The sequence below is a fragment of the Rhodococcus sp. 21391 genome (assembly GCF_016772255.1).
In the GTDB taxonomy this organism is placed as follows: domain Bacteria; phylum Actinomycetota; class Actinomycetes; order Mycobacteriales; family Mycobacteriaceae; genus Rhodococcus_F; species Rhodococcus_F opacus.
In genome coordinates, this window is sequence record NZ_CP063781.1 from 5,897,806 (window position 1) to 5,922,061 (window position 24,256).

Below are 24,256 nucleotides of genomic sequence, written 5' to 3' on the forward strand. Positions count from 1 at the left end.
CCCAGGCTAGGCTGCCGCGTCCTCCCGCTGCTCGCGCAGCTCGGCAGGTTCGATTTCCTGCGCGTAGTGGAAGTGCGGGCGCCGGTGGCCGAGGAACGAACCGCACCACGACATCACCGCGACGTACCGGTTGCGGAATCCGACCAGGTAGACGAGGTGCACGGCGAGCCACAGGAACCAGGCGAGCACACCGGTCAGCTCGACCTTGCCGACACGGGTGATCGCACGGAACCGGTTGATGATCGCCATGCTGCCCTTGTCGCGGTACGTGAACGGCGTTCCGAGGGCGCGTTTCCCGGTGATGATGGCCGCGACGTGCCGGCCACCCTGCATCGCGAACGGCGACTGGGCGGGCAGGTTGTTCAGCGACGCCATGTCGCCGATCGCGTAGACGTCGTCGTAGCGGCCCACCGTGAGGTCCTCGTCGACCAGCAGACGGCCGCCGCGGCCGGTCTCACAGCCGGTTCGTTCCGCGAGCACCGCCGCGAAGTCGTTGGCCTGGATGCCTGCCGACCAGATGATCGTGTCCGCCGTGAGGCGCTTCTCGAAGCCGGTGCTCGGCGACGACAGGGTGGCGCCGTGTTCGTCGATGTCGGTCACCATCGTGCCCAGCACCACCTCGACACCGGCGCGTTCGAGCGAATCCTGGGTGTACTTGCTGAGCTTGCCGCCGAACACGGGCAGCGTCTCCCCCGCACCCTCGACGAGCGTGACGGTGACGTCTTCGGACGTGATGTCGCGGAGCGACTTCTCGAAGTAGCGGCCCGCCAGTTCCTTGATCTGACCTGCCAGTTCGACACCGGTCGGACCGGCACCGATCACGATGAAGTGCAGCAGGTCGCGGCGACGCTCCGGGTCGGAGGTGGTGTGCGCCTCCTCGAAGCAGCGGACGATCTGCCGGCGCAGCCGGTCGGCGTCGGCGACGGTCTTGAGCGCGTACGTGACCTCGGCGAACTCGTCGTGGCCGAAGTAGGCCTGCCGGGCGCCCGTCGCGGCGATCAGGCTGTCGTAACCGATCGTGTGGCTCACCCCGCCGGCCTCGTAGACGACCTGCTTCTTGTCCGGGTCGACGTCGATGACGCGGCCGAGCCGGACGTCGCCGCTGGGGTACTTGGCGAGGATCGCGCGGATGGACGGGGCGATCTCGCCGGGCGAGATGACACCGGTGGCGACCTGGTACAGAAGGGGCTGGAACAGATGCTCGGTGGTCTCGGAAATCAGCACGAACGGCGTGCCTGCCTTGCCGAGCTTCTTCGCCGCCGCGAGGGCGCCGAATCCCGATCCCACGATGACGACCTGTGTGCGATCCACCGAAAACCTCCTACTGCTTCTGGCGTCTACTTAGCGCCGCGTATGAGCTCCACATTAGGGATCGACCATTGTTAATCGCCAGTAAGCTGGGGAAATCGAAATTGTGTTATCTCGATCGCTCATAAGTCTTCACGGAAGGACGTAACCTCAGGCCATGGAGTTCCGACAGCTTCGCTACTTCCTCGCGGTCGGCGAGGAGGGCAGTTTCTCGCGCGCGGCACAACGCTGCTTCATCTCCCAGTCGGCGATCAGTCACCAGATCGCCAAGCTCGAACACGAGTTGGGCACCACCCTCCTGGAGCGGTCGACGCGCGCCACGCGGCTGACCGCTGCCGGCGAACGATTGATGCCCATCGCGGCCGAGATGATGGGCCTCGAGGCCCGCGCGCTGTCGGTGGGACTCGATCCCCGCAACCGGCTCCGCATCAGCGCGAGCATGAGCTTCGCGACGCAGAGCCTTGAGGCGATATCGCTTGTCCGCGAAGACTTCCCACAGCTCGACATCGAATTCGTCATCAAGGACTTCACCGACCGGATGACCGCCGTCGCGTCGGGGGACGCCGATCTCGCGCTGATCCGCGGCGGGGTCGACCGGCCAGGGCTCGAAACCGTGGAATTCGGGCTCGAGGACCTGGTGATCGTGACGTCGAGCAAACACCCGCTGGCGGGGGTCTCGACCGTCGACCTGAGCGAACTGGCGCCGTACCCCCTGCTGCTCCCGCCCCGCAGCAGTCAGATCCTGATCCACACCGTCGTCGAGGACGCGTTCCGGCAGGTCGGGCAGCGGGTCATGCTCGGACCGTCGATCCCCAGCGACCACACCGCCACCCTCGACGTCCTCACGACCCCGCGGTCGTGGACCGTGCTGTACGCCGACACGGCCGACGCGACTCCCCGCCGCGGGCTGAGCTTCCTGCGCGAGGCGCACGACCGGCTGCGCATCCCGGTGTGCGGGGTCGTCCGGAGCGGAACGGCGACGAGACCCGAACTCACCCATCTGTTCCGCGCGCTGGCGCAGTCGATCGCCGGGTCCCGCGGGTCGGCCGAAGCCTAGGCGTCGATCAGTCCGTGCCGGTCGACCCACGCGTGCACGTGGTCGAGCATCATGTCGGGAACCTCGAGCTGCGGGGTGTGCCCCACGTTCGCGAGAATCACGCTGTCCCACCGCGGGTTTGCCGTCGCCACCTTGCGCGCCGCCGCGACCGGAACCAGACGGTCGCGGTCCCCGTGGAGCAGGAGAACGGGTTGTGCGATCGACTGCATGGTGTCGAGGTATCGGCGCGGGCGCGCCAGAACGCGCATCAGCGACCGGCTGGCCTGAAGGAACGCAGCATCCTCGGACGGCAGCCCGCGCCGGTATCCCGCGAGAGCCGCTGCGGCGTCGAGGGAATCTTCCGACGCCCGGCTCGGCTCGGCGAAGCACAGGTCGATCATCCGTGCGACCAACTGCCGGTCCGTCAACTTCCTGCTCGAGTACTGCAGGAACCGCTCCCCCACGAACGGCGTGAAGTACATCGCAAACTGCGCGGCGATCCGGGGGTCCGGGATCCGTTGCGCGACAGGGAGTGCGGGGTCGACGAGAACCAGCGCCGAAACCGTCTCGGGGTGCGCCGCCGCCTCGAACAGCGAGATCATGCCGCCCATCGAGTTGCCCATCAAGATCACGGGACCACCGACGACGTCCCGGAGGAAGCGATGCAGCACCTTGGCGTTGGCGCCGACCCCCGTCCGGCGATGCCCGGACGGACTGAGCCCGAATCCGGGGAGATCCACGGTGAGCACCCGGGTGCGCTCCGCGAGGACCGGTGCGATCCGGACCCAGTTGAGATGCGAGCCGCCGAGGCCGTGAACCATGACCACCGGAAGCGATCCGGTGTCGGCACCGTATTCGACCCAGTGGACGGGACCGTCGATGTCGACGACGCTGCCGGAGCCGCCCCATTGCTGCGCGAACTCCTGCCGGGAAGGTTCGCCGACTCTGTTCGGATCCACCATGTGTCCGTCCGTTCCGACTGTTGGCGTGTCGAGGCCACCGGCCAGTCTACGGTGCACGTCGCGACGTGGGAGCGAAGCATGGATCGACCGCGACGTCGTCATCGCTGGGCCGGCGGGCAAGTACCCCGACATCACCGCCGAGGACTACCTCTACCAGCGCGTCGACGCGAACTTCGCCGAGGAAAAGTAAGTTGAACGCATGCAGCGCGGACCGGTGAGACCACGATGACGATCGGGGGCGTGCTGCTCGCCGCCGGGGCCGGTTCGCGCATGGGCATGCCCAAGGCACTTGTCGTCGGCGCGGACGGTGAACCGTGGCTCGTGCGCGGCGTGCGAGTGCTGTCGGAGGCCGGATGCGGGCCGACCGTCGTGGTGCTCGGGGCCCGCGCCGAGGAGGCCGAGGACCTACTGCCGGGCGGCGTCCCCGTCACCGTCGGGATCGCGGAGGACTGGAAGTCGGGGCTGTCGGCCTCCCTGCGCCGGGGGCTGGAGGTCGCGGCAACGTTCGACGACGTCGATGCCGTCGTCATCACCCTCGTCGATCTCCCCGACCTCGGTGTCGACGCAATCCGGCGGGTGGCGTCGGTGCCGCCCGGCGACGCGCGCTCGGCGCTCCGTCAGGCTCACTACGCCGGCCGTCCGGGCCACCCCGTGCTGATCGGCCGCGACCACTGGCTTCCGCTGCGGCGCAGCCTCACCGGAGACTCCGGTGCGCGGAAATACCTCGGGACACACGGCGCCGAGGCCGTCGACTGCTCCGACCTGGGGTCGGGCCGCGACGTCGATTCGCCGCGCGAACTCCGCTAGCCCCCGAGACGAACGGGACGCTCGTTCGATCTGACGCAACGGGCGTCCCGTTGGTTCGGTACCTTCAGCGGCTGACCGCCTTCTTGTACCGCCGGATCGCGAACGGCACGAAGATCACCAGCAGCACCGCCGACCATGCCAGTGAGGCGATGATCGGGTGCTGCAACGGCCACGCGTCGGGAACGGTCATGTCCGGGTTGGTGTTTCCGAACAGTTCCCGCACGGCCTGCGTCACCGCGGACACCGGATTCCATTCCGCGATCACCTTCAGCGGACCGGGCAGGTTGGTGGTCTCGACGAACGTGTTCGCGATGAACGAGAGCGGGAAGATCACGATGAAGCTGGCGTTGTTGAACACTTCCGGTGTTCGGATCCACAAACCGACCACCGCCATCACCCAGGACAGCGCGTAGGCGAACAACAGCAGGAGCAGGTAGCCGAGCAGCGCTTCGCCGAGGCTCGAGTGGATGCGCCACCCGATGATCAGGCCGGTCAGCGACATCACGACGAGGCTGACGATGTTGATCAGGACGTCGGTGGAGGTGCGGCCGAGGAGCACGGCGGACGGGGCCATCGGCAGTGACCGGAACCGGTCGATGATCCCCTTCTGCAGATCCTCGACCATCCCGAGACCCGTCCACGTGGCCCCGAAGATGACTGTCTGCGTGAAGATCCCGGCAATCAGGAATTCCCGGTAGGACATCCCGGGAACCTGGATGGCACTGCCGAACACGTAGGCGAACAGCAGCACGAACATGATCGGCGACAACGTGGTGAACACGATGAGGTCGGGGACGCGCTTGATCTTGATCATGTTGCGCTTGGCGATCGTGAGCCCGTCCGCGAGTGCGGTGTGCACGGACGCCGTCTGTGGGGCGCTCATGAGATGTGCTCCTCTTCGGCTTCGTGTCCGGTCAGGGTGAGGAAGACGTCGTCCAGGGTCGGTCTGCGCAGGCCGACGTCGAACACCTTCACTCCTCGAGTGGAGAGGCGGCCCAGCGCCTCGACGAGGGCGTCCGCACCGCCGGTCACCGGCACCGTCACCCGGCGGACGTTTTCTTCGACCAGGATGTCGCCTGCGGCGAGTGACGCCAGTTCGTCGCGCACGACGGAGAGCTCGATGCCCTCCCGGACGCTCAGCTCGATGCGCTCACCGCCCACGCGGTCCTTCAATTCGTCGGCGGTTCCGCGGGCGATGACCGAACCGTGGTCGATCACTGCGATCTGGTCGGCGAGGCGCTCGGCCTCTTCCATGTACTGGGTGGTCAGGAGAAGCGTGGTGCCCCTGGCGACGAGATTGTCGATGACGTCCCAGAGCGCCAGCCGGGCGCGGGGGTCGAGCCCGGTGGTCGGTTCGTCCAGGAACAACACTTCCGGCTCGGCCACGAGCGCTCCCGCGAGATCGAGACGCCGGCGCATGCCACCCGAGTAGCCCTTCACGGGACGATCTCCCGCCTCGACCAGATCGAACTGTTCGAGCAGTTCACGGGCGCGCGCCTTACTGCGTTTGCCCCCGAGGTGGTAGAGCCGCCCGACCATCTCGAGGTTCTCGAAACCGGTGAGGTACTCGTCGACCGCCGCATACTGCCCGGACGCGCCGATCCGGGATCGGAGCACCCGCGCGTCGTGGACGACGTCGAGACCGGCCACCTCCGCCCGGCCGGCGTCCGGGACGAGAAGTGTGGTGAAGACCCGCACCGCCGTCGTCTTGCCTGCGCCGTTCGGGCCGAGCAGTGCCATCACCGTTCCCGACGGGACCGCGAGGTCGACCCCGTCCAGCGCTGTGACCTTGCCGTACTTCTTGACCAGACCCTCTGCCGTTATCGCATCGACCATCAGAAGTTCCCATCCGTTGGCGTGTGGACCCCAGTGTGACTCGAGGCACCGACAGGTTGCAGGGAATATTCGACGTTCCCGGCGGGCCCGGTGCGGCGGTAGTCTGAAAATCCGAGCAGGTCAGCGCGCAGATCTTCGGCAGGAGACAGTGATGTCCGACGCGACGTCGGAACTCCGGACGGGCCGTGCGGCCTTCGAACGACGGCACTGGCGCGACACCTACGCACGACTGTCGGGCGCCGACCGGCAGACCCCGCTGTCCGGTGACGACCTCGAACTGGTCGCCACCGCCGCCTACCTGCTCGGTGAGGACGACGCCAGCACCGAATGGTGGGAACGGGCGGTGCACGAGTGGGCCCGCGTGGGTCGACCGGTGCGCTCCGCGCGGTGCGCGTTCTGGCTCTCGTTCGTCCTGATCATGCGGGGCGAGCAGGCGCGCGGCGGCGGCTGGCTGGGCAAGGCCCAGCGACTGCTGGACACCGCGGGCGTCGATTGCGCCGAGCGGGGCTACCTGCTGGTGCCGCAGGGACTGCAACGGATCGACGCCGGCGACGGCAAGGCCGCCCACGACATCTTCCGTGCGATCACGGAGGCGGGCACCCGGTTCGCCGACCCGGATCTGACGACGCTCGGGGTGCTGGGCACCGGCCATTCGCTCGTCCTGCTGGGGGACGTTGCCGACGCGGTGTCCGCGTTCGACGAGGCGATGGTCGGGGTGACGTCCGACGAGGTGTCCCCGGTGGTGGCGGGGATCGTGTACTGCGCCGTGATCGAGCAGTGCCAGAACATCTGCGATCTCCGCCGGTCCAGGGAATGGACTGTGGCGCTGGAGGAGTGGTGCTCTTCGCAACCCGACCTCGTCCCCTACCGCGGTCAGTGCCTCGTCCACCGCGCCGAGATCCTGCAACTGCAGGGCGATTGGCCCACGGCGATGGACTCGGCACGGCGGGCACACGAGCGGCTCGCCTCGCACGCCGCGGCCGGGTCCGCCGCCTACGTGATGGCCGACCTCCACCGCCTGCGCGGCGAGGTCGCCCAGGCCGAGAAGTTGTTCCTGGAGGCGAACCGCTGGGGCAGGCGACCGCAGCCCGGGCTCGCGCTGCTGCGGATGGCGCAGGGGCGGGTCGGCAGCGCGGTCGCCTCGATCCGCTGTGCGGTGGACGAGTCCACCGGCGCCGTGGAACGCGCCCGGCTGCTGCCCGCCTGCGTGGACATCCTGCTCGCCGCCGGCGACGTCTCGGCCGCTCGCACCGCCGCCGACGAACTCGACTCGATCGCAACACGGTTCGCGATCCCCTACCTGTGCGCACTGTCCGCGCAGGCGTCGGGATCGATGCTGCACGCCGAAGGACGGGGCAGCGACGCACTGACCGTTCTGCGCGACGCGTGGCGGCGTTGGCAGGACATCGGCGCGCCCTACGAGTGCGCGCGGGTCCGGGAGTCGGTCGCGCTGGTGTGCCGCGACCTGGGTGACGACGACACCGCGCAGATGGAGCACGACCTCGCGTCCGCCACCTACCGGCAACTGGGTGCCCTCCCGGACCTCGAACGACTGCGGGCAGAGTTCCGCCCCGACCCGACGGCCGCCACTCCCCTGACCCCGCGTGAGGTGTGCGTGCTCCGCCTCGTGGCGGCGGGCAAGAGCAACCGGGCGGTGGCGACGGAACTGTTCCTCAGTGAGAAGACGGTCGCGCGGCACCTGAGCAACATCTTCGTCAAGCTGGGGATCTCGTCGCGCTCCGCGGCCACGGCATATGCCTACGAGCATCGCCTCGTCGGGCCGTCTGCATGAAAGTACCCATACGGTCGTACATATCTGCGCGATTCTCCCGACGCGTCGTAATCGGCCCGGTCATAGCGTTGAGCATGACCACCGATCACCCGAGGGAAGAAGACAGACGATGTCCACAGAACGCTTCGACACGATCGTGATCGGCGCCGGACAGGCCGGCCTCGCGACCGGTTACCACCTCACAAGATGCGGGCAGCGGTTCGTGATCCTCGACGCTCACGACCGCGTCGGGGACGTGTGGCGGGAGCGGTTCGACTCGCTCCGGCTCTACAGTCCCGCCCGGTACGACGGTCTGCCCGGCTGGGGAATTCCCGCCCGGGGTTGGTCCTGGCCCGGTAAGGACGAGGTCGCCGACTACTTCGAGGCCTACGCGGCGCGATTCGCGCTGCCGATCCGGACCGGCACCACCGTCGACGGCCTGTCCCGTGTCGGCGACCGCTACGTCGTCACCGCCGGGACGGACCGATTCGAGGCCGACAACGTCGTCGTCGCCTCCGGAACCTGGCAGTCCCCGGTCCTCCCGGATCTCGCCGAGCGTCTCGACCCCCGGATCCGGCAACTGCATTCGAGCGACTACCGCAATCCGTCCCAACTGCAGGACGGGCCGGTGCTGGTGGTCGGGTGCAGCCACTCCGGCGCGGACATCGCGCTGGAAGTCTCCCGTTCGCATCGCACCACGATCTGCGGGCCGGTCCGCGGGGAGGTCCCGTTCGACCTCGAGGGACGCCTCGCCCACATCGCGATCCCGATCATGTGGTTCATGGCCAATCACGTTCTGACGGAACGCACACCCGTCGGCCGGAAGATGCGCACCCACGTCCGCTCGGGGGGCGGACCACTCCTGCGGGTCAAGCGAGCCGACCTGGCCGCCGCCCGTGTGGAGCACTTCCCCGCGAAGGTCACCGGCGTCCACGACGGCAGACCGGTCCTCGACGACGGCACCGCACTCGACGTCCGCAACGTCATCTGGTGCACCGGGTTCCGCAAGGACACGTCGTGGATCCAGATCCCCGTCACCGGATCCGACGGCTGGCCCGAGCAGTCCCGCGGAGTCTCACCGGACCATCCCGGACTGTATTTCGTGGGGCTGCCGTTCCTGCAGGCGTTCGCCTCGATGCTCACCGGCGGAGTGGGCAGGGACGCCGGGTATGTCGCGAAACACATTGCGCGCAGACAGACTCGGGCCGGACTCAGGCGGTCAGCACCAACCCTGACGTAGGCACACCGGTCCCGGCGGTGACGAGGACGTTCTGCACGCCTGAGACCTGGTTCACGGACGTGCCACGGATCTGACGCACACCCTCGGCGATGCCGTTCATCCCGTGGATGTAGGCCTCGCCGAGCTGGCCTCCGTGGGTGTTGAGCGGCAGACTGCCGTCGAGGTCGATGGCACCGTCGGCGATGAAGTCCTTGGCCTCACCGCGGCCGCAGAAGCCGAGTTCTTCGAGCTGCATCAATACGTATGGTGTGAAGTGGTCGTAGAGGATGGCCAGATCCATGTCCTGCGGTCCGAGCCCGGCCTGATCCCACAGCTGCCTCCCGACCAACTCCATCTCGGGCAGACCCGCGAGCTCCGGGCGGTAGTAGCTGGTCATGATGTACTGGTCGCTGCCGCTCCCCTGAGCTGCCGCGGCGATCACGGCCGGTTTCTGCTTCAGGTCCTTCGCCCGCTCCGGCGACGTGACGACGATCGCGATGCCGCCGTCGGACTCCTGGCAGCAGTCGAGCAGGTGCAGAGGCTCGGCGATGAACCGGGAGTTCTGGTGGTCCTCGAGGGTGATCGGCTTGCCGTAGAAGAAGGCGTTCGGATTGGTGGCGGCGTGCTTGCGGTCGGTGACCGCGACCCGTCCGAAATCCTCGCTCGTAGCGCCGTATTCGTGCATGTATCGCTGGGCGACCATCGCGACGAACGCCGCCGGCGTCGACAGGCCGTGCGGGTAGGAGAACGCGTTGTCGGTACCCGACGAGTTCACCTGCTGCACCAGACCGGAGTTCACCTGCCCGAACCGCATCCCCGACCGCTCGTTGAACGCCCGGTACGCCACCACCACGTCGGTGACACCGGTGGCCACGGCCATCGCCGCCTGCTGCACGGTCGCGCACGCCGCGCCCCCGCCGTAGTGGATGCGGCTGAAGAACTTCAGGTCCGGAATGCCGACCGAACGGGCCACGGCCGCTTCGGTGTTGGTGTCCATCGTGAAGGACGTCAGGCCGTCGACGTCCGCGGGGGTCAGCCCGGCGTCGTCCAGCGCCGCAGTAACTGCCTCTGCCGCCAGCCGCAATTCGCTCCGGCCCGAGTTCTTCGAGAAGTCGGTGGCGCCGATCCCGGCGATGACAGCCTTGCCCGACAACCCACTCATGCACCCGCTCCGTTCGTGCGTCCGTCCAGGACGAGGGTCACCTTCGACGTGATGTGGTCGCCGAGACCGTTCTTCCCGACGACGTCCAGCATGACGACGCCGTCGTCCACCGACGCCACCGTGCCGCTCAGGGTGAGGGTGTCGTACGCGTACCACGGAACCCCGAGACGCAACGCGATCGACTTGATCACCGCGTTCGGTCCCGCCCAGTCGGTGACGAACCGCTGCACCAGACCCGTGTCGGTGAGGATGTTGACGAAGATGTCCTTCGACCCGCGTTGCTGCGCCAGGTCGCGGTCGTGGTGGACGTCCTGGAAATCGCGTGTCGCCAGCGCGGCCGAAACGACGAACGTCGGGTCGCCGGTCACCGTCAATTCCGGAAGCGTCGTTCCCACCGCGACATCGAGTGTGGACGTCATGACTGCTCCTTCGCTCCGCGCTGCCACGCGTACAGGGTCCACGGCGTGCCGCCCGTCTCTTCGTCACCCGGGAAGTCGAGGTAGATCGCCTCCACCGGCATCCCGACCGTCACCTCGGCGGGGTCGACACCGCGCAGCTCACCGAGCATGCGGACGCCTTCCTCCAGTTCGACCAGCGCCACCACGAACGGCAGCGAGCGTCCCGGGACCTTCGGCGCGTGGTGGACCACGTAACTGAACACCGTCCCGCGGCCCGACGCGACGACGTAGTCCGTCGTCTCCGCCTTGTCCTTCCACAGCGCGGGCACCGGCGGGTGCTGCAGCGATCCGTCCTCCCGCTGCTGGATCCGCAACTCGTGCGCGGCAACCCCGTCCCAGAAGAACTGGGTGTCCTGCGAGGCGCTGGGCCGCATCAACTTGGCGGGGTCCAGATCGTCGAAGGACGCGCCCCGACCGTTCGCCGAAGGTGCCACCGGTTCAGCGGGTTTCGGGGCGAACTTCAGGATGCGGAACAGCATCTCGGCCACGACCTCGCCGGTGCCGTCGCCGTTCGCGACCCGCCACAGGCTGCGGGTGGTGAAGAACCACCCCTCACCGAGGCCCGTCTTCTTCGGACCCACGAGATCCTCGAGGGTCGTGGTGATGGTGACCTCCTCGCCGACCTTGAGGTAGCGGTGGTAGATCTGATCGCAGTTGGTGGCGACGACGGACGTGAACCCGGCCTCGTCGAGGATCGTCGTCATGCGCCCGAGCGGGTCGTCGGGTTGCCGAACCGCGTTCAGCCCCTGCATCGTCCACACCTGCGCCATCGCGGGCGGGGCCACGATGGCGTCGTGTCCGGCTGCCCGCGCCGCCGCCTCGTCGACGTAGATCGGATTCCTGTCGCCGATCGCCTCCACCCAGTTGCGGATCATCGGCAGGTTGATCGGGTCCCGCCCGGGGCGGGGAGCGCTCGGGCCCGCCGACCGGACCTCTTCTGCGGCAGCGAGAATCTGTTCGGAACTCATTTCGCGCGGCGCTCCTATCGAGGGACTCGGGGAAGTTTCAGACCGGCTGTCGCGATCAGCTCGCGCATCACCTCGTTGACACCGCCACCGAACGTGATGACGAGGTTGCGCTTCACCTGCATGTCGAGCCACCTCATGAGGTCGGCGGTCTCCGGCTCGGACGGGTCGCCGTAGCGTCCGACGATCTCCTCGACGAGCCGGCCGATGCGCTGAATACGTTCGGTGGCGAACACTTTCGTCGCGGACGCGTCGGCGATGTCGACGGCGTCCGCCTCACTCGACGCCACCTGCCAGTTGAGTAGTTCGTTGAGGCGGAACGTCGCGTGGATCTCGCCGAGCGCGCGACGTACGTCCGGCTCGTCGAGCAGTTCGTGCGCGACCGCCCAGTTGCGGATGCGGTCGTAGAGACCTCCCACCCGGCCTGCCGGTCCGAGCATGACGCGTTCGTGGTTGAGCTGGGTGGTGATCAGTCGCCAGCCCTGATTCTCCTCACCGACCAGCATGTCCGCGGGAACCCGGACGTCGGAGTAGTAGGTGGCGTTGACGTGATGCGCACCGTCGCACGTGATGATCGGCGTCCAGCTGTAGCCCGGGTCCTTGGTGTCCATGATCAGGATGGAGATGCCGCGGTGACGCGAATCCGCCGAGCCCGTGCGGACGGCGAGCCACAGGTAGTCGGCGTCGTGACCGCCGGTGGTGAAAATCTTCTGCCCGTTGACGACGTACTCGTCACCCACGCGCACCGCCGTGGTCCGCAGCGCCGCGAGGTCGGTGCCCGCGTCCGGTTCGGTGTACCCGATCGCGAAGTGCACCTCACCGGCCAGGATCGCGGGAAGGAATTTGCGCTTCTGCTCCTCGGTCCCGTACTTCTGCAGCGTCGGACCCACCGTCTGCAACGTGACCGCGGGCAGCGGCACGTCGGCGCGGGTCGCCTCGTTGACGAAGATCTGCTGCTCGATCTCGCCGAAGCCGCGGCCCCCGAACTCCACCGGCCAGCCCACACCGAGCCAGCCGTCCTTGCCCATCCGGCGGATGACCTCGCGGTAGGTGCTGCCGTGGCGCTCCGTGCGCATCACCTCGGCCTCGGCCGGCGAGATCAGCCCGGAGAAGTAGCGCCTCAGTTCCGCTTGCAGCTCACGCTGCTCGTCGGTCAGATCGATGAACACCGGGCCCCCACGAGGTCGAGTCGGTACGAGGCGCCGCCCACGAGGCGGGCCAGGTCTTTGGCGGTCGAGTAGTAGCGGTGCAGCGGATACGTGACGTCGACGCCGATCCCGCCGTGCAAGTGGTGCAGAACCTGCATGGCGGCAGGCACTTCGGCGGCGATCCAGTACGCCATCACGTCCAGATCGTCCTGGGCGTCCAGGCCTTCGGACACGCGCCACGACGCCGCGAGCGCCGACACGTGGAGGGTGCGGGACGTGACGTAGACGTCGGCGATCTGCTGCGACACGGCCTGGAACGTGGCGAGCGGCTTACCGAACTGGTGGCGCGTCGCGAGGTGCTCGCCTGCCAGAACCGTTGCGCCCGAGAGCAGTCCGTCCGCGACCGCCCCGATCGACGCCAGGGCGATGCGGTACAGCGTCTGCACCGCGTCGTTGCCGGCCGCGAGCAGTTCGCCCCGCGCGCCGTCGAATGCGATCGCGAATTCGGCGCTCCCCGACGCCGAGGGTGTCGGCGTGAGCGTGACGCCGTCCGCGCCCGGGTCCACCAGCACCACCCCGGTGTCCGTGGGCACGAGGATCCGGTGCGCCCGCTCGGCGAACGGAACCGCGAGCACACGCCCGGTGACGGAGTAGCCGTCACCGTCCGCGACCGCGGTCACCGAAGGCCGTGCCGGAAACTGCGCCCCGGGTTCGGCGAGCGCCGCGGTGAACGTGCGGCCGTCGGCGAGACCGGTGAGCAGTGCGTCCTGTTGCGCGTCGTCGCCCAGCGTGACGATGGGCAGCACACCGAATCCGAGCGTTGCGAGGGCCGGGACCTGCGCCGCCTTCCGCCCGACCTCGGTGAGCAGCGCACCGACGTCGGTGACCGAGAGCCCTTCGCCGCCGAGACGTTCCGGCAGTGCGAGGGTCAGCAGGTCGGCGTCGGCGAAAGCGGCCCAGAGGGCGTCGCCGTCGAGGTCGCGGGCCAGCAGTCCGGCCGCGACCTGGGCCACGGCCTCCTGGGTTTCGTCTCGAGTGAAGTCCACGCTGACAATCCCACTTTCAATTTAGAACGTGTTCTAGTTGTATCACCATCCCGGACCCCGCGAAAGACCATCGCGACGCGGCTCAGCCCCGCGGCAGCCCGAGAATCCGTTCGGCCGCGACCGTCAGGAGGATCTGCGTCGTTCCGCCCGCGATGGACAGGCACCGCGTGTTGAGGAACTCTCGCGCCAACGGACCCTCCACCCAGCCGTCCGCGCCACCGAGTTCCATCGCCAATTCCGCGACCGCCTGCCGCTGGCGGACACCGACCAGCTTGCGGACACTCGATTCGGATCCGGGATCCTGACCGTCCAGCTGCCGGAGGGTGGTGCGCAGTTCGAGCTGCGAGCCGACGAGCGCATTGCCGATGAGATGCCCGAGCTGGTCGTCGGTCACCGGGTCGCCGTCCCCCGCGAGCGCGAGCAGTTTCTCCATCGCCGCACCGAGCGAGGAGCCTCCACCCATCGCCACCCGCTCGTTCGCCAGCGTGGTGCGGGCCAGTTTCCAGCCGTCGCCGAGATTCCCGACCACCAGCTCGTCCGGCACGAACACGTCCTCGAGATACACCTCGTTGAACAGGGCGTCGCCGGTGATCTCGCGCAGCGGCGAGATGGTGATGCCGGGGCTCGTCATGTCGACGAGGAAGTAGCTGATGCCCTTGTGCTTGGGCGCGTCCCCGTCGGTGCGGGCCAGGCAGATCGCCCAGTCCGCTTCCTGCGCCCTCGACGTCCACACCTTCTGACCGTTCAGCCGCCACCCGCCGTCCACCTTCTCCGCGGACGTCCGGAGCGCCGCGAGGTCGGAGCCGGCGCCGGGTTCGCTGAACAGCTGGCACCAGATGATCTCGCCGCGCAGCGTGGGGGTCGCGAAACGCCCGATCTGCTCGGCGCTGCCGTGCTCGAGGATCGTCGGAACGGCCCACCAGCCGATCACGAGGTCGGGTCTGCCGACCCCGGTGGCCGCCAGTTCCTCCTCGATCAGGATCTGCTCCGCGGCCCGTGCACCCCGCCCGTAGGGCGCGGGCCAGTGCGGGGCCAGGTAGCCCGATTCCGCGAGGGCCGCGCGTCGCTCCGACTCCGGGCGCGCCACCAGCTCGGCGATCTCGGCGCGGATCTGCGCCCGCTCGTCGTCGAGCCCGGTCAGGTCGATCGACAGGTGCCTGCGAGCACCGGCCCGCGTCAGTTCCGTGACCCGCGCCCGCCAGCGGGCGGAGCCGCCGAGCAGCTGCCGCAGCGACGTCGCCCGGCGCAGGTAGAAGTGCGCGTCATGTTCCCAGGTGAAGCCGATCCCGCCGAGCACCTGGATGCAGTCCTTGGCGGTCTCGACGGCGGCGTCGAGCGTGACCGACGCCGCGACCGCGGCCGCGATCGGCAGCTCGCCGCCGTCCGCGTCCCACGCGTCCTCCGCCGCCACGGCCGCATCCCACGCCGCCGCACCGGACTGTTCGACGCGGCACAGCATCTCCGCGCACAGATGCTTGATCGCCTGGAACGATCCGATCGGTTTGCCGAACTGCTCGCGGATCTTGGCGTACTCCACCGCCGTTCGCAGACACCAGGCCGCGATCCCGGACGCCTCCGCCGCGGCGAGGGTCGCGGCGAGGTCGGGCACGAGCCCGTCCGGCACCCCCGCGAGCACCCGGTCGGCCGCGACCGCCACACGATCGCACCGCACCCGCGCGAGCGGGCGGCTCTTGTCGATCGTGTCGGCGACCGTGATGTCCAGGCCGTCGGATTCACCGTCGACCAGACACCACACGACGCCGTCGCCCGCGTCGGCAGGCAGCAGCACGGACACCCCCGTGTCACCGCCGATCGCGAAGCTCGCATCGCCGGTGAGCGTCAGCCCGCCGTCGGCCCCGAGCGTCGCGTTCACCGGGGAGTTGCTGCCGAGGGCCACCGCGCACGGCATCGCGCCGTCGGCCAGGTCCTCGGACCACCGTTTCGCGGCGGCGCCGGAGCTGCGGCCGACGACGAGCGTGGCGAGAGCGGTCGAGAGAACAGGACCCGGGACGAGTTCGGTCGCGGCCTGTTCGAGCATCGCGGCGAGATCGACGATCTCCGCTCCCGACCCACCGACCGCGTCGGGCACGGCGACCGAGAAAATTCCGAGCGAGGCGAAGGACTGCCACGACGTCCGCCACGAATCTGCTGGTCCTTGCCGTACTGTGACCAGCGGGTCCGTGGACCGCGCCCAAGCCTGGATCGAACCCGCTGCAGCCCTCTGTTCCTTGGTGGTGGCGATTGTCACAACGGGTATCCGCCTCTCCTGAATGACACATTCGTCTAGAACGTGTTCTAATATGACACCTGGCCATGAGTCAAGGCGCGAAGGAAAACAGGTAATGACGACCAGCTCTCGATCACGGTCCACGACGGTCGCTGCGGCGACGCTGGGCGAGGACGATCTCAGTTCCAACGCGCAGAAGGAACGGCGCAAGCGGATCCTCGACGCGACCCTGGCCCTGGCCTCCAAGGGCGGATACGAAGCCGTGCAGATGCGGGCCGTCGCCGAACGCGCCGACGTCGCCGTGGGGACGCTGTACCGCTACTTCCCGTCCAAGGTGCACCTGCTGGTGTCGGCGCTCGCCCGCGAGTTCGAGCGAATCGACTCGCGGGGAAAGAACCCGCCGGGCCGGAACCCGCTCGAGCGGATGCAGCTGATCCTCAGCCAGATCACCCGGGCCATGCAGCGCGATCCACTGCTGACCGAGGCCATGACGCGCGCCTTCATGTTCGCCGACGCGTCCGCCGCCGCCGAGGTCGATCAGGTGGGTAAGCTGATGGACCGTCTGTTCGCCCGCGCGATGACGGACACCGAGCCCACCGAAGACCAGTTGGCCGTCGCCCGCGTCATCTCCGACGTGTGGCTGTCGAACCTGGTGGCCTGGCTCACCCGCCGCTCGTCCGCGACCGATGTCGCGAATCGCCTCGAACTCACCGTCGAACTGCTGCTCGGTGACGGAAGCCGCAGACCCGAATAGGACGCGATCGGGGCACAGCCCCGACCGACAACGCGCTCACAGCCGTCACATCCCCTAGATTTGAACATGTGAGCGCCCATGATCTGCCCATCGAACTTCGTCGTGCCCTCTCGCGGGTTGCGCGGACCCCTCGCCTGCTCGTCGCTTCCGATTACGACGGCACGATGGCCCCCATCGTCTCCGACCCCGAGAAGGCGTTCCCCCACGCCGAATCGGTGCGCGCTCTCCGCGCCCTGGCCAGCCTCGCCGGAACGACGGCGGCCGTGATCTCGGGCCGAGCACTCAAGGACCTCGCGGCGCTGTCACGGCTGCCCGCCGAGGTTCAACTGGTCGGCAGCCACGGCTCGGAATTCGACATCGGGTTCATCCATGCGATCGACGCCGACGCCAAGAAACTTCTCGGTGAGATCACCGAGGAACTCACCCGGATCGCCACGCTGCACGCCGGCACGTCGGTGGAAGCGAAGCCCGCGAGCGTCGCCCTCCACGTCCGCAACGCCGATGCGGAGGAAGGCGCCCTGGCCCTGGCCGCGGTGCGCGCCGACGCCGGACAGCGGGTGGGTGTGCAGGTCACCGAGGGCAAGTCCGTCATCGAACTGGCCGTCGTCGCCACCGACAAGGGCCATGCACTCGACCTGATCCGCCACCAGGACGGTGCGACGGCAGCCGTCTTCGTCGGCGACGACGTCACCGACGAGAAGGCGTTCGCCCGCCTACAGGGCCCCGACCTCGGCGTGAAGGTGGGCCCCGGCGAAAGCCTCGCCGAATTCCGGGTGTCGACCACCGAGGACGTGGCCACGGCCCTCGCGTTCCTGCTCGACGAGCGCCGCACCTGGCTGTCCGGGGCACACGCCCCGCCGATCGAGCGCCTCACCATGCTCGCCAGCCCGCGGACCGTCGCCCTCGTCACCCCCGACGCGACCCTCACCTGGCTGTGTCATCCCGAACCCGACTCGGCGTCCGTGTTCGCGCATCTGCTCGGCGGACCGGAAGCCGGCCACTTCAGCGTCGGCCCGCACCGGAGTGCGCTGCCGCTGAGCCAGCGGTACATCGACAGCACCATGACCGTGCAGACACGGTGGGCCAGCCTGTCCGTCACCGACTACCTGCCGCACGACGTCCGCCAGGGCCGCACCGACCTGACCCGGGTGATCAGCGGGCAGGCCGCCGCCGTCGTGACGTTCGCACCGCGGCCCGAGTTCGGGCAGGGCCAGGTCATCCTCGAGGCGGTCTCCGAGGGACTGCGGGTGCACGGCACCAACGAGCCGATCGTGCTGCGCTCCCCCGGCGTGCAGTGGAACGTCACGTCCGACGGCAACCAGCAGACCGCGCATGCTGTCGTCGACCCGTCCGGCGGCGATGTCGTCCTGGAATTGCGGTGCGGCACCGAAGAACTCGGACCGTCGGAGACGCCCGAGGAGGAGCGCCGCGCACTGGCCGAATCGTACTGGTCGGACTGGGCGAAGAGCCTCACCCTGCCCACGCTCAAACCTGACCTGATGAAGCGCTCCGCGCTCACCCTCCGCGGCCTGGTGCACGTCGACTCCGGAGCGATCATGGCGGCCGCCACCACCTCGTTGCCCGAGGAGATCGGCGGCGTCCGCAACTGGGACTACCGCTACTGCTGGCTGCGTGACGCGGCGCTCACCGCGTCCGCGCTCGTCAGTCTCGGTTCCCTCAGCGAGGCCGAGGGCTACCTCGACTGGGTGCACGACGTCCTCGAGACGCTGCCCGGCCCCGAACGCCTGCACCCCCTCTATACGCTGCACGGTGGCGGTCTGCCGCCCGAGGCCGTCATCGACTCGCTGCCCGGCTATGCGGGCTCGCGGCCGGTGCGCATCGGTAACGCGGCCAACCAGCAGGTGCAACTCGACGTGTTCGGACCCATCGTCGAGCTCATCCACGACCTGTCCCACGCCCGCGAGAAGCAGGGCGTCGAGGTGGCGCTCAACGACCGCGACTGGGAACTGGTCTGCGCGATGGTCGAGGCCGTCGAACGTCGCTGGTTCGAACCCGATCACGGCATCTGGGAGATCCGCGACAACCCGCGTCACCACGTGTACTCCAAGGTGATGGGCTGGGTCACCGTCGACCGCGCGGTGGCGTTGGCCGAGCACTTCGGCCGCGACGTCGAGCCCGGCTGGACGCCGTTGCGCGACAAGATCGCCGAGGAGGTGCGCGAGAAGGGCTGGAAGGACGAGGTCCGCTCGTTCACCGCCGCCTACGACGGCACCGACCTCGACGCCGCCACCCTGTACATCGGGCTGTCGGGGCTGATCGACCCGTCCGACGAGAAGTTCGCCGCCACCGTCACGGCCACCGAGGCGGAATTGCGCAGCGGTTCGACCGTGTACCGGTACCACCACGACGACGGACTGCCCGGCACCGAGGGTGGGTTCCACCTCTGCGCTGCGTGGCTGGTCGAGGCGTACCTGCTGATCGGTCAGCGGTCGCAGGCGGAGGCGTTGTTCGCGCAACTGGTCGACGCCGCCGGGCCGACCGGACTGCTCAGCGAGGAGTACGACCCCGTGGCCGAGCGGTCGCTGGGCAACCACCCCCAGGCGTACAGCCACCTGGGACTGCTGCGCTGCGCTCAGCTCCTGGCCTAGCGCGTATGGGAGGGCCGGGTCAGCGCTTGACGGGCCCGGCCGTCGAACCCCGCAGCAGTTCGGTCTCGAGCATCTCGACGGTCGCGACGCCGGAGTGCGACGGGGACATGAGCAGGGCGCCTGCCCGGCGACCCTTCTCCTCCTGGGGTTGCCGGACGGTGGTCAGCCCCTCGCGCAGTGCGTCGTCGACTCCGTCGAATCCGGTGATCGACAGCCTGCCGGGCACGTCGATGCCCTGCCAGCGCGCCCAGTCCAGCGCGCCGAGCGCGAGGACGTCGGTGGTGCACACGAGTGCGGTGATCCGCGGATTCACACCGAGTGCCTGCGCGGCAGCGGCGTGCCCCGACTTGCCGGTGTGCTCGAACCGCTCGACGACGGTCAGCGTCCGAGGGTCCAGGCCGGCGTCGGACATGGCGTCGCGCACTCCCTCGATGCGTTCGCGCTGGACGTGGAAGTTCGGTGACCGCAAACGCTCGGCATCGGCGACCCCGTCCGAGCGGTCACGCCCCAGCCTCATGCTCAGCACGCCGATGTCGCGGTGGCCGAGCCCGATCAGATAGTCGGCGAGGCCCCGCATCGCGCCGCGGTCGTCGATGCCGACGAGCGACGCACCCGGGATCTCCCGGGGCTGATCGCACACGACCATCGGCAGGTGACGCTCGCACACCGCCGCGAGGTACGGGTCGTCGTCCGCCACCGAGTACACGACGAACCCGTCGACGCCCGCCTGCTGCACGACCGCGGCGGCGTCCGCCTCCTCCCGACCCGGGCCCGCCGGAATCAGGAGCAGACCCTGCCCGGCGGCCTCGCACGACTCGGCCAGTCCGGACAGAAAGCTCATCGCGGCGGGGTCGCGGAAGGAGTAGCTGAGGGCCTCGGTGAGCAGCAGTCCGACGGCACCGGCCTTGCGGGTGCGCAGGGATCGGGCCACCGGGTCGGGGCCGGGGTAGCCGCGGCGCTTCGCCGCCTGCAGCACCCGGTCGCGCAGTTCCGCGGAGAGTTGATCCGGCCGGTTGTAAGCGTTGGACACCGTCGTTCGCGAAATATTGAGCTCGGCCGCGAGCGACGCCAGCGTGGCTTGGCGACGAGGCTGTCGAGACCTGGGCATAGGGGGACGTTAGTACCTGGCCCGCGTTCGGGCGCGTCGGGGCTGCACCGAAAGTGCACTACCAGGACCTATCCGCTAAAGTGCAACGGTAACGGTTTCCAATAGCGTTTAGCGTTCGTCTTCGGTCAGGAGTTTTCTGTGCGCGCTTCCTCAGGTTTTCGTGCCGCCACGGCGGCCGTCGGGCTGTCGTTCGCCGCGGCCCTCACCCTCACCGCATGCGGCTCCGACACGACCGGCGACGGCACACTGACGGTCGTCGCGTCGACGAACGTGTGGGGCAGCGTCGCGCAGGCCGTCGCCGGCGACAAGGTGGACGTCACCTCGATCATCACCGAACCGTCGTCCGACCCGCACTCGTTCGAGGCGAGCCCCACCGACGCCGCCGAGCTCACCGACGCCTCCCTTATCGTGTACAACGGCGGCGGGTACGACCACTTCGTCGACGACATCATCGGCACCGGCAACAGCGACCAGCTCACGGTCAACGCGTTCGACCTCCTCGAGGGCGGCGCGCACGCGGGCGAGGACGAGCACTCGGACGGCGGTGACTCGCCCGAGGGCCACGACCACGGCGACGTGAACGAACACGTGTGGTTCGACGTCGACACCGTCGACGCCACCGCGCAGTCCATCGCGGACAAGCTCGGCCAACTCGACCCCGACAACGCCGACGCCTACCAGGCCAACGCCGCCACCTTCCACGGCCAGCTCGAGCAGATCTCCGCGATCACCGACGGCATCGCGGCAGCGCACAAAGACGCACCCGTCGCCCAGACCGAACCGATCGCCTACTACCTGCTGCAGTCCGCGGGCCTGAAGGACGTCACCCCGCCCGACTTCACGAGCGCCATCGAGAACGGCAACGACCCCGCACCCGCCGCCATCGCCGCGACGCGACAGCTGCTCACCGACAAGCAGGTGCAGGCCCTCGTCTACAACGTGCAGACGCAGGACCGGGTCACCCAGGACGTGCGGGCCACGGCCGAGTCGGCGGGCATCCCCGTCGTCGAGGTGACCGAAACCCTGCCCGAAGGCCTGGACTACATTCAGTGGCAGACCAACACCGCCGAGTCGCTTGCTGCGGCTCTGCAATAGAACTGATCGGCTTGTGACAGAACCCACTTCGAAGAACGCCGGCAACGGTCACGTCCCCGCACTGGAATTGACAGGGGCGCGACTGTCCTTCGGCGAACGCACACTCTGGCAGAACCTCGACCTCACCGTGGAACCCGGCGAATTCGTCGCCGTCCTCGGACCCAACGGGTCGGGCAAGACGTCGCTGCTGAAGGTGCTGCTCGGCCAGCTCGCCCTCAGCTCCGGCACCGCGCGCATCGCCGGATCCCCGGCGCGGAAGGGCAATTCGCACGTCGGGTACATCCCCCAGCAGAAGTCGCTCGACGACGGGCTGCCGCTGCGGGGCCGCGACCTCGTCGGGCTCGGCGTCGACGGCCACCAGTGGGGAACCGGCATCCTCCGGCGAGGCCGGCGCCGGGCCATCGTCGACGCGGCCGTCGCCGAAGTCGGCGCCCAGAACTACGCGGACGCCCCGATCGGTTCCATGTCCGGCGGTGAGCAGCAACGACTGCGTATCGCGCAGGCCCTCGTCGGCAACCCCCAGATCCTGCTGTGCGACGAGCCGCTGCTCAGCCTCGACCTGGCCAACCAGAATCTCGTGTCGGGACTCATCGACCGGCGGCGCCGCACCCACGACACCGCGGTGCTGTTCGTCACCCACGAGATCAACCCGATTCTCCCCCTCGTCGACCGCGTGCTCTACCTCGTCGACGGACAGTTCCGCATCGGCAGACCCGAAGAGGTCATGACGTCGGAGGTGCTGTCCGAGCTGTACCGCACCGACGTCGAGGTGCTGCGCGTACGCGGCCGCCTCGTCGTGATCGGCACCGGCGACGCCATCGACGCGCTCGGCAGCGCGGGCGGCCTCCGCCCCGGAGAGGGTGTGCACCACACGGACGAGGGGCACGCATGAGCAACAAATTCACCGACGCGATGTCACGCATGTTCGACGTCTCGGCCACCGTCGACCTCCTGCAGTACGACTTCGTCCAGCAAGCGTTGATCGCCGGCGCCATCCTCGGCCTGCTGGCAGGAGCGATCGGACCGCTGATCGTGAGCAGGCAGATGTCGTTCGCCGTGCACGGCACGAGCGAGCTGTCGCTGACCGGCGCGTCGGCGGCCCTGCTCATCGGCGTCAGCGTCGGGGCCGGCGCCATCGCCGGGTCGGTGGTCGCAGCGGTCCTGTTCGGGCTGCTCGGCGCGAAGGCCCGCGACCGCGACTCCGTGATCGGCGTGATCATGGCGTTCGGGCTCGGTCTGTCGGTGCTGTTCATCTGGTCGTACCAAGGGCGCACCGGCACCAGCTTCTCCCTGCTGATCGGCCAGATCGTGGCACCCGGAGACAGCGGCCTCCAGCTGCTGCTGCTCTGCGCCGTGCTGGTCATCGGGGTCCTCGGCCTGATCTACCGCCCCCTCCTCTTCGCGAGCACCGACCCCGACGTCGCCGAGGCCCGCGGCGTCCCGGTGCGTGCGCTGTCGATCGTGTTCGCCGTCCTCGTCGGCATCACAGCCGCCCTCGGCGTCCAGATCGTCGGGGCGCTGCTGGTGATGGCGCTGCTCATCACCCCCGCCGCGGCCGCCGCCTACGTCACCGCCAGCCCACTGAAGGCCACGATCCTGTCGATCGTGTTCGCCGAACTCGCCGCCGTCGGCGGCATCCTGCTGTCCCTCGCACCCGGAGTGCCCGTATCGAGCTTCGTCACCACGATCTCGTTCGTCATCTACCTCGTGTGCCGGCTCAGCGGATCCTCACGACGCAAGAACGCCGGACGCATCACCCCCACCCACGCACACACGCACTGAGCCGCCCTACAAGTGGTCGGGGAAATAAGGCGCCAACGTCGTCGCCACCCTCGTCGCCTGATCGCACGCCGCGTCGACTGTTGTGAAATCCTCCAACTCGCTGTACCCGATCATGAACTCGAGAATCCCCGGCTCGATCGCCACAGACACCGTGCACGCACTGCCGCCGCGGAAATCCGACACCAGAGCACGCCGCCCGCCGATCTCGGTCTCGCTCAGGACGTCGAAGCGGTCGCTCGACTCGAGGCTGCTGGCGGTTTCAGCAAGCGCTGAAATGACAACGCCGTAGTCAGGATTGCGTGATCGGAATGAGCATGAACGATTCGCCTCCTCGTCCGAAAGCCGCGATCCTGGGCGCACGTCGATCTGCGCCGCTTGGAGTGCCTCCTGGGTGAGACCGTCACATGGGTGGAACGCAATCGCCTTCGCCGGTTCTTGCGCAGCTGCGCCATCTACTGGAGTTGAACAGCCTGCAACCGCGCCAATACTCACGAGGCCGATTACGAAGGCGATTCCGCCGGACCGACTCTTCACAAGTCCCCTCCGACCGAACCCAGACTCGATGCGATGACCGCATCCTGCTCGTTGTAGCGCGCAAGGACAGCCTCGAACATCGACTTCATGTCCTTCGCATACGTTTGGTGCGCACCGAATAGGCCCACCGCCGTGTTCGAGAACTCGATGTCGCCGCCTCCGATGGCCTTCTCGTCGAATTTTCGTGCCAGTTGCTTCGCCGAGTCGATGTCCTGCTCTCCAATTCCCAGATCAGCTGCGCGAAGTTTCTGACGGGCGTTGTCAGCCAAGTCGCCCATCAACTCCGCATGCTCCTGGCACAGCTTGATGCACTGCTCTATGCCGGCGGGGTCGAGTTCGAGCCTGCCTCCCCCGACGACGTTCTCGGTGAAAGCCTTCCATCCGGCTTCCGGTGCTTCTGGCCCCGCCATGTCGGTGTCCCCTCCGTGT

Annotated in this window: 23 protein-coding genes; 10 read left to right on the forward strand and 13 right to left on the reverse strand. The window is 68.5% G+C overall.

Features of this window, described 5'->3' with window-relative positions:
• Positions 1 to 6 precede the first annotated feature (6 nt).
• Positions 7 to 1,311 (reverse strand): NAD(P)/FAD-dependent oxidoreductase, encoded by a 1,305-nt coding sequence (locus GO592_RS27180; RefSeq protein WP_007295536.1) that lies wholly within the window; start codon positions 1,309 to 1,311, stop codon positions 7 to 9.
• A gap of 154 nt (positions 1,312 to 1,465) precedes the next feature.
• On the opposite strand from GO592_RS27180, the gene GO592_RS27185 reads away from it, so the two are divergent.
• Positions 1,466 to 2,365: a LysR family transcriptional regulator gene (locus tag GO592_RS27185; RefSeq protein WP_005265192.1), complete on the forward strand. Its 900-nt coding sequence runs from the start codon at positions 1,466 to 1,468 to the stop codon at positions 2,363 to 2,365.
• Here GO592_RS27185 and GO592_RS27190 read toward each other — a convergent pair.
• Entirely contained in the window at positions 2,362 to 3,306 is a 945-nt protein-coding gene (locus GO592_RS27190; RefSeq protein ID WP_007295537.1) for an alpha/beta fold hydrolase, read from the reverse strand. The genes GO592_RS27185 and GO592_RS27190 overlap by 4 nt on opposite strands.
• A gap of 25 nt (positions 3,307 to 3,331) precedes the next feature.
• Between GO592_RS27190 and GO592_RS27195 the strand changes: the two genes are divergently transcribed.
• Together GO592_RS27195 and GO592_RS27200 are read left to right on the forward strand one after the other, a co-directional pair.
• Complete coding sequence (locus tag GO592_RS27195) at positions 3,332 to 3,496, forward strand: hypothetical protein (protein ID WP_007295538.1); 165 nt, start codon at positions 3,332 to 3,334, stop codon at positions 3,494 to 3,496.
• Positions 3,497 to 3,531: 35 nt separating this feature from the next.
• The gene (locus GO592_RS27200; protein WP_007295539.1) at positions 3,532 to 4,113 is read left to right on the forward strand and encodes a nucleotidyltransferase family protein; all 582 of its coding nucleotides are present in this window, start codon (positions 3,532 to 3,534) and stop codon (positions 4,111 to 4,113) included.
• A gap of 64 nt (positions 4,114 to 4,177) precedes the next feature.
• Here GO592_RS27200 and GO592_RS27205 read toward each other — a convergent pair whose 3' ends face one another.
• The gene (locus GO592_RS27205; protein ID WP_007295540.1) at positions 4,178 to 4,996 is read right to left on the reverse strand and encodes an ABC transporter permease; all 819 of its coding nucleotides are present in this window, start codon (positions 4,994 to 4,996) and stop codon (positions 4,178 to 4,180) included.
• A complete protein-coding gene (locus GO592_RS27210) occupies positions 4,993 to 5,949 on the reverse strand; it encodes a daunorubicin resistance protein DrrA family ABC transporter ATP-binding protein (RefSeq protein WP_007295541.1) in 957 nt (318 codons plus the stop codon). The genes GO592_RS27205 and GO592_RS27210 overlap by 4 nt, the downstream gene beginning before the upstream one ends.
• A gap of 151 nt (positions 5,950 to 6,100) precedes the next feature.
• Here GO592_RS27210 and GO592_RS27215 point away from each other — a divergent pair, with 151 nt between their 5' ends.
• Both GO592_RS27215 and GO592_RS27220 read left to right on the forward strand, forming a co-directional pair.
• On the forward strand, positions 6,101 to 7,741 hold the full coding sequence (locus tag GO592_RS27215; protein ID WP_007295542.1) for a helix-turn-helix transcriptional regulator: 1,641 nt from the start codon (positions 6,101 to 6,103) through the stop codon (positions 7,739 to 7,741).
• Between the two features lie 109 nt (positions 7,742 to 7,850).
• Positions 7,851 to 8,960, forward strand: coding sequence for a flavin-containing monooxygenase (locus GO592_RS27220; RefSeq protein WP_007295543.1), 1,110 nt, complete (start codon positions 7,851 to 7,853; stop codon positions 8,958 to 8,960).
• Here the strand turns inward: GO592_RS27220 and GO592_RS27225 are convergent.
• From GO592_RS27225 to GO592_RS27250, 6 genes are all read right to left on the reverse strand, one after another.
• Entirely contained in the window at positions 8,932 to 10,101 is a 1,170-nt protein-coding gene (locus GO592_RS27225; protein WP_007295544.1) for a lipid-transfer protein, read from the reverse strand. The genes GO592_RS27220 and GO592_RS27225 overlap by 29 nt on opposite strands.
• Positions 10,098 to 10,520, reverse strand: a complete 423-nt coding sequence (locus tag GO592_RS27230; RefSeq protein WP_007295545.1) for a MaoC family dehydratase — start codon at positions 10,518 to 10,520, stop codon at positions 10,098 to 10,100. The genes GO592_RS27225 and GO592_RS27230 overlap by 4 nt, the downstream gene beginning before the upstream one ends.
• On the reverse strand, positions 10,517 to 11,527 hold the full coding sequence (locus tag GO592_RS27235) for a bifunctional MaoC family dehydratase N-terminal/OB-fold nucleic acid binding domain-containing protein (RefSeq protein ID WP_007295546.1): 1,011 nt from the start codon (positions 11,525 to 11,527) through the stop codon (positions 10,517 to 10,519). The genes GO592_RS27230 and GO592_RS27235 overlap by 4 nt, the downstream gene beginning before the upstream one ends.
• A gap of 14 nt (positions 11,528 to 11,541) precedes the next feature.
• Positions 11,542 to 12,693 carry an acyl-CoA dehydrogenase family protein gene (locus GO592_RS27240; protein WP_007295547.1) on the reverse strand — a complete coding sequence of 384 codons (1,152 nt, stop codon included), beginning with the start codon at positions 12,691 to 12,693 and terminating at the stop codon, positions 11,542 to 11,544.
• Positions 12,678 to 13,718, reverse strand: a complete 1,041-nt coding sequence (locus GO592_RS27245; RefSeq protein ID WP_007295548.1) for an acyl-CoA dehydrogenase family protein — start codon at positions 13,716 to 13,718, stop codon at positions 12,678 to 12,680. The genes GO592_RS27240 and GO592_RS27245 overlap by 16 nt, the downstream gene beginning before the upstream one ends.
• Positions 13,719 to 13,800: 82 nt before the next feature.
• Positions 13,801 to 15,966, reverse strand: coding sequence for an acyl-CoA dehydrogenase (locus tag GO592_RS27250; protein ID WP_007295549.1), 2,166 nt, complete (start codon positions 15,964 to 15,966; stop codon positions 13,801 to 13,803).
• A gap of 94 nt (positions 15,967 to 16,060) precedes the next feature.
• On the opposite strand from GO592_RS27250, the gene kstR reads away from it, so the two are divergent.
• Together kstR and otsB are read left to right on the forward strand one after the other, a co-directional pair.
• Positions 16,061 to 16,699 (forward strand): cholesterol catabolism transcriptional regulator KstR, encoded by a 639-nt coding sequence (kstR, locus tag GO592_RS27255; RefSeq protein ID WP_005566090.1) that lies wholly within the window; start codon positions 16,061 to 16,063, stop codon positions 16,697 to 16,699.
• Positions 16,700 to 16,767: 68 nt separating this feature from the next.
• Positions 16,768 to 19,308, forward strand: a complete 2,541-nt coding sequence (gene otsB, locus GO592_RS27260; protein ID WP_005566091.1) for a trehalose-phosphatase — start codon at positions 16,768 to 16,770, stop codon at positions 19,306 to 19,308.
• Between the two features lie 19 nt (positions 19,309 to 19,327).
• Here the strand turns inward: otsB and GO592_RS27265 are convergent, their stop codons facing one another.
• The gene (locus GO592_RS27265; RefSeq protein WP_005265175.1) at positions 19,328 to 20,416 is read right to left on the reverse strand and encodes a LacI family DNA-binding transcriptional regulator; all 1,089 of its coding nucleotides are present in this window, start codon (positions 20,414 to 20,416) and stop codon (positions 19,328 to 19,330) included.
• A gap of 138 nt (positions 20,417 to 20,554) precedes the next feature.
• On the opposite strand from GO592_RS27265, the gene GO592_RS27270 reads away from it, so the two are divergent.
• Genes GO592_RS27270 through GO592_RS27280 form a run of 3 tightly spaced genes read left to right on the forward strand, consistent with a single transcriptional unit; the run spans position 20,555 to position 23,293 of the window.
• Positions 20,555 to 21,511 (forward strand): metal ABC transporter solute-binding protein, Zn/Mn family, encoded by a 957-nt coding sequence (locus GO592_RS27270; RefSeq protein ID WP_005566092.1) that lies wholly within the window; start codon positions 20,555 to 20,557, stop codon positions 21,509 to 21,511.
• Between the two features lie 13 nt (positions 21,512 to 21,524).
• The gene (locus tag GO592_RS27275) at positions 21,525 to 22,403 is read left to right on the forward strand and encodes a metal ABC transporter ATP-binding protein (RefSeq protein ID WP_007295550.1); all 879 of its coding nucleotides are present in this window, start codon (positions 21,525 to 21,527) and stop codon (positions 22,401 to 22,403) included.
• Positions 22,400 to 23,293, forward strand: a complete 894-nt coding sequence (locus GO592_RS27280; protein ID WP_005265172.1) for a metal ABC transporter permease — start codon at positions 22,400 to 22,402, stop codon at positions 23,291 to 23,293. Before GO592_RS27275 ends, GO592_RS27280 begins: the two co-directional genes overlap by 4 nt.
• Before the next feature lie 6 nt (positions 23,294 to 23,299).
• Here GO592_RS27280 and GO592_RS27285 read toward each other — a convergent pair whose 3' ends face one another.
• Both GO592_RS27285 and GO592_RS27290 read right to left on the reverse strand, forming a co-directional pair.
• Positions 23,300 to 23,827, reverse strand: a complete 528-nt coding sequence (locus tag GO592_RS27285; RefSeq protein WP_007295551.1) for a DUF3558 domain-containing protein — start codon at positions 23,825 to 23,827, stop codon at positions 23,300 to 23,302.
• Positions 23,824 to 24,237 (reverse strand): hypothetical protein, encoded by a 414-nt coding sequence (locus GO592_RS27290; RefSeq protein WP_007295552.1) that lies wholly within the window; start codon positions 24,235 to 24,237, stop codon positions 23,824 to 23,826. Before GO592_RS27290 ends, GO592_RS27285 begins: the two co-directional genes overlap by 4 nt.
• Positions 24,238 to 24,256: the final 19 nt, after the last annotated feature.

Coding starts and splice junctions, on each gene's coding strand:
- kstR (WP_005566090.1), top strand. CDS start 16,061: ATGACGACCAGCTCTCGATCACGGTCCACGACGGTCGCTGCGGCGACG.
- GO592_RS27200 (WP_007295539.1), top strand. CDS start 3,532: ATGACGATCGGGGGCGTGCTGCTCGCCGCCGGGGCCGGTTCGCGCATG.
- GO592_RS27220 (WP_007295543.1), top strand. CDS start 7,851: ATGTCCACAGAACGCTTCGACACGATCGTGATCGGCGCCGGACAGGCC.
- GO592_RS27210 (WP_007295541.1), bottom strand. CDS start 5,949: ATGGTCGATGCGATAACGGCAGAGGGTCTGGTCAAGAAGTACGGCAAG.
- GO592_RS27225 (WP_007295544.1), bottom strand. CDS start 10,101: ATGAGTGGGTTGTCGGGCAAGGCTGTCATCGCCGGGATCGGCGCCACC.
- GO592_RS27265 (WP_005265175.1), bottom strand. CDS start 20,416: ATGCCCAGGTCTCGACAGCCTCGTCGCCAAGCCACGCTGGCGTCGCTC.
- GO592_RS27190 (WP_007295537.1), bottom strand. CDS start 3,306: ATGGTGGATCCGAACAGAGTCGGCGAACCTTCCCGGCAGGAGTTCGCG.
- GO592_RS27235 (WP_007295546.1), bottom strand. CDS start 11,527: ATGAGTTCCGAACAGATTCTCGCTGCCGCAGAAGAGGTCCGGTCGGCG.
- GO592_RS27280 (WP_005265172.1), top strand. CDS start 22,400: ATGAGCAACAAATTCACCGACGCGATGTCACGCATGTTCGACGTCTCG.
- GO592_RS27215 (WP_007295542.1), top strand. CDS start 6,101: ATGTCCGACGCGACGTCGGAACTCCGGACGGGCCGTGCGGCCTTCGAA.
- GO592_RS27230 (WP_007295545.1), bottom strand. CDS start 10,520: ATGACGTCCACACTCGATGTCGCGGTGGGAACGACGCTTCCGGAATTG.
- GO592_RS27290 (WP_007295552.1), bottom strand. CDS start 24,237: ATGGCGGGGCCAGAAGCACCGGAAGCCGGATGGAAGGCTTTCACCGAG.
- GO592_RS27185 (WP_005265192.1), top strand. CDS start 1,466: ATGGAGTTCCGACAGCTTCGCTACTTCCTCGCGGTCGGCGAGGAGGGC.
- GO592_RS27205 (WP_007295540.1), bottom strand. CDS start 4,996: ATGAGCGCCCCACAGACGGCGTCCGTGCACACCGCACTCGCGGACGGG.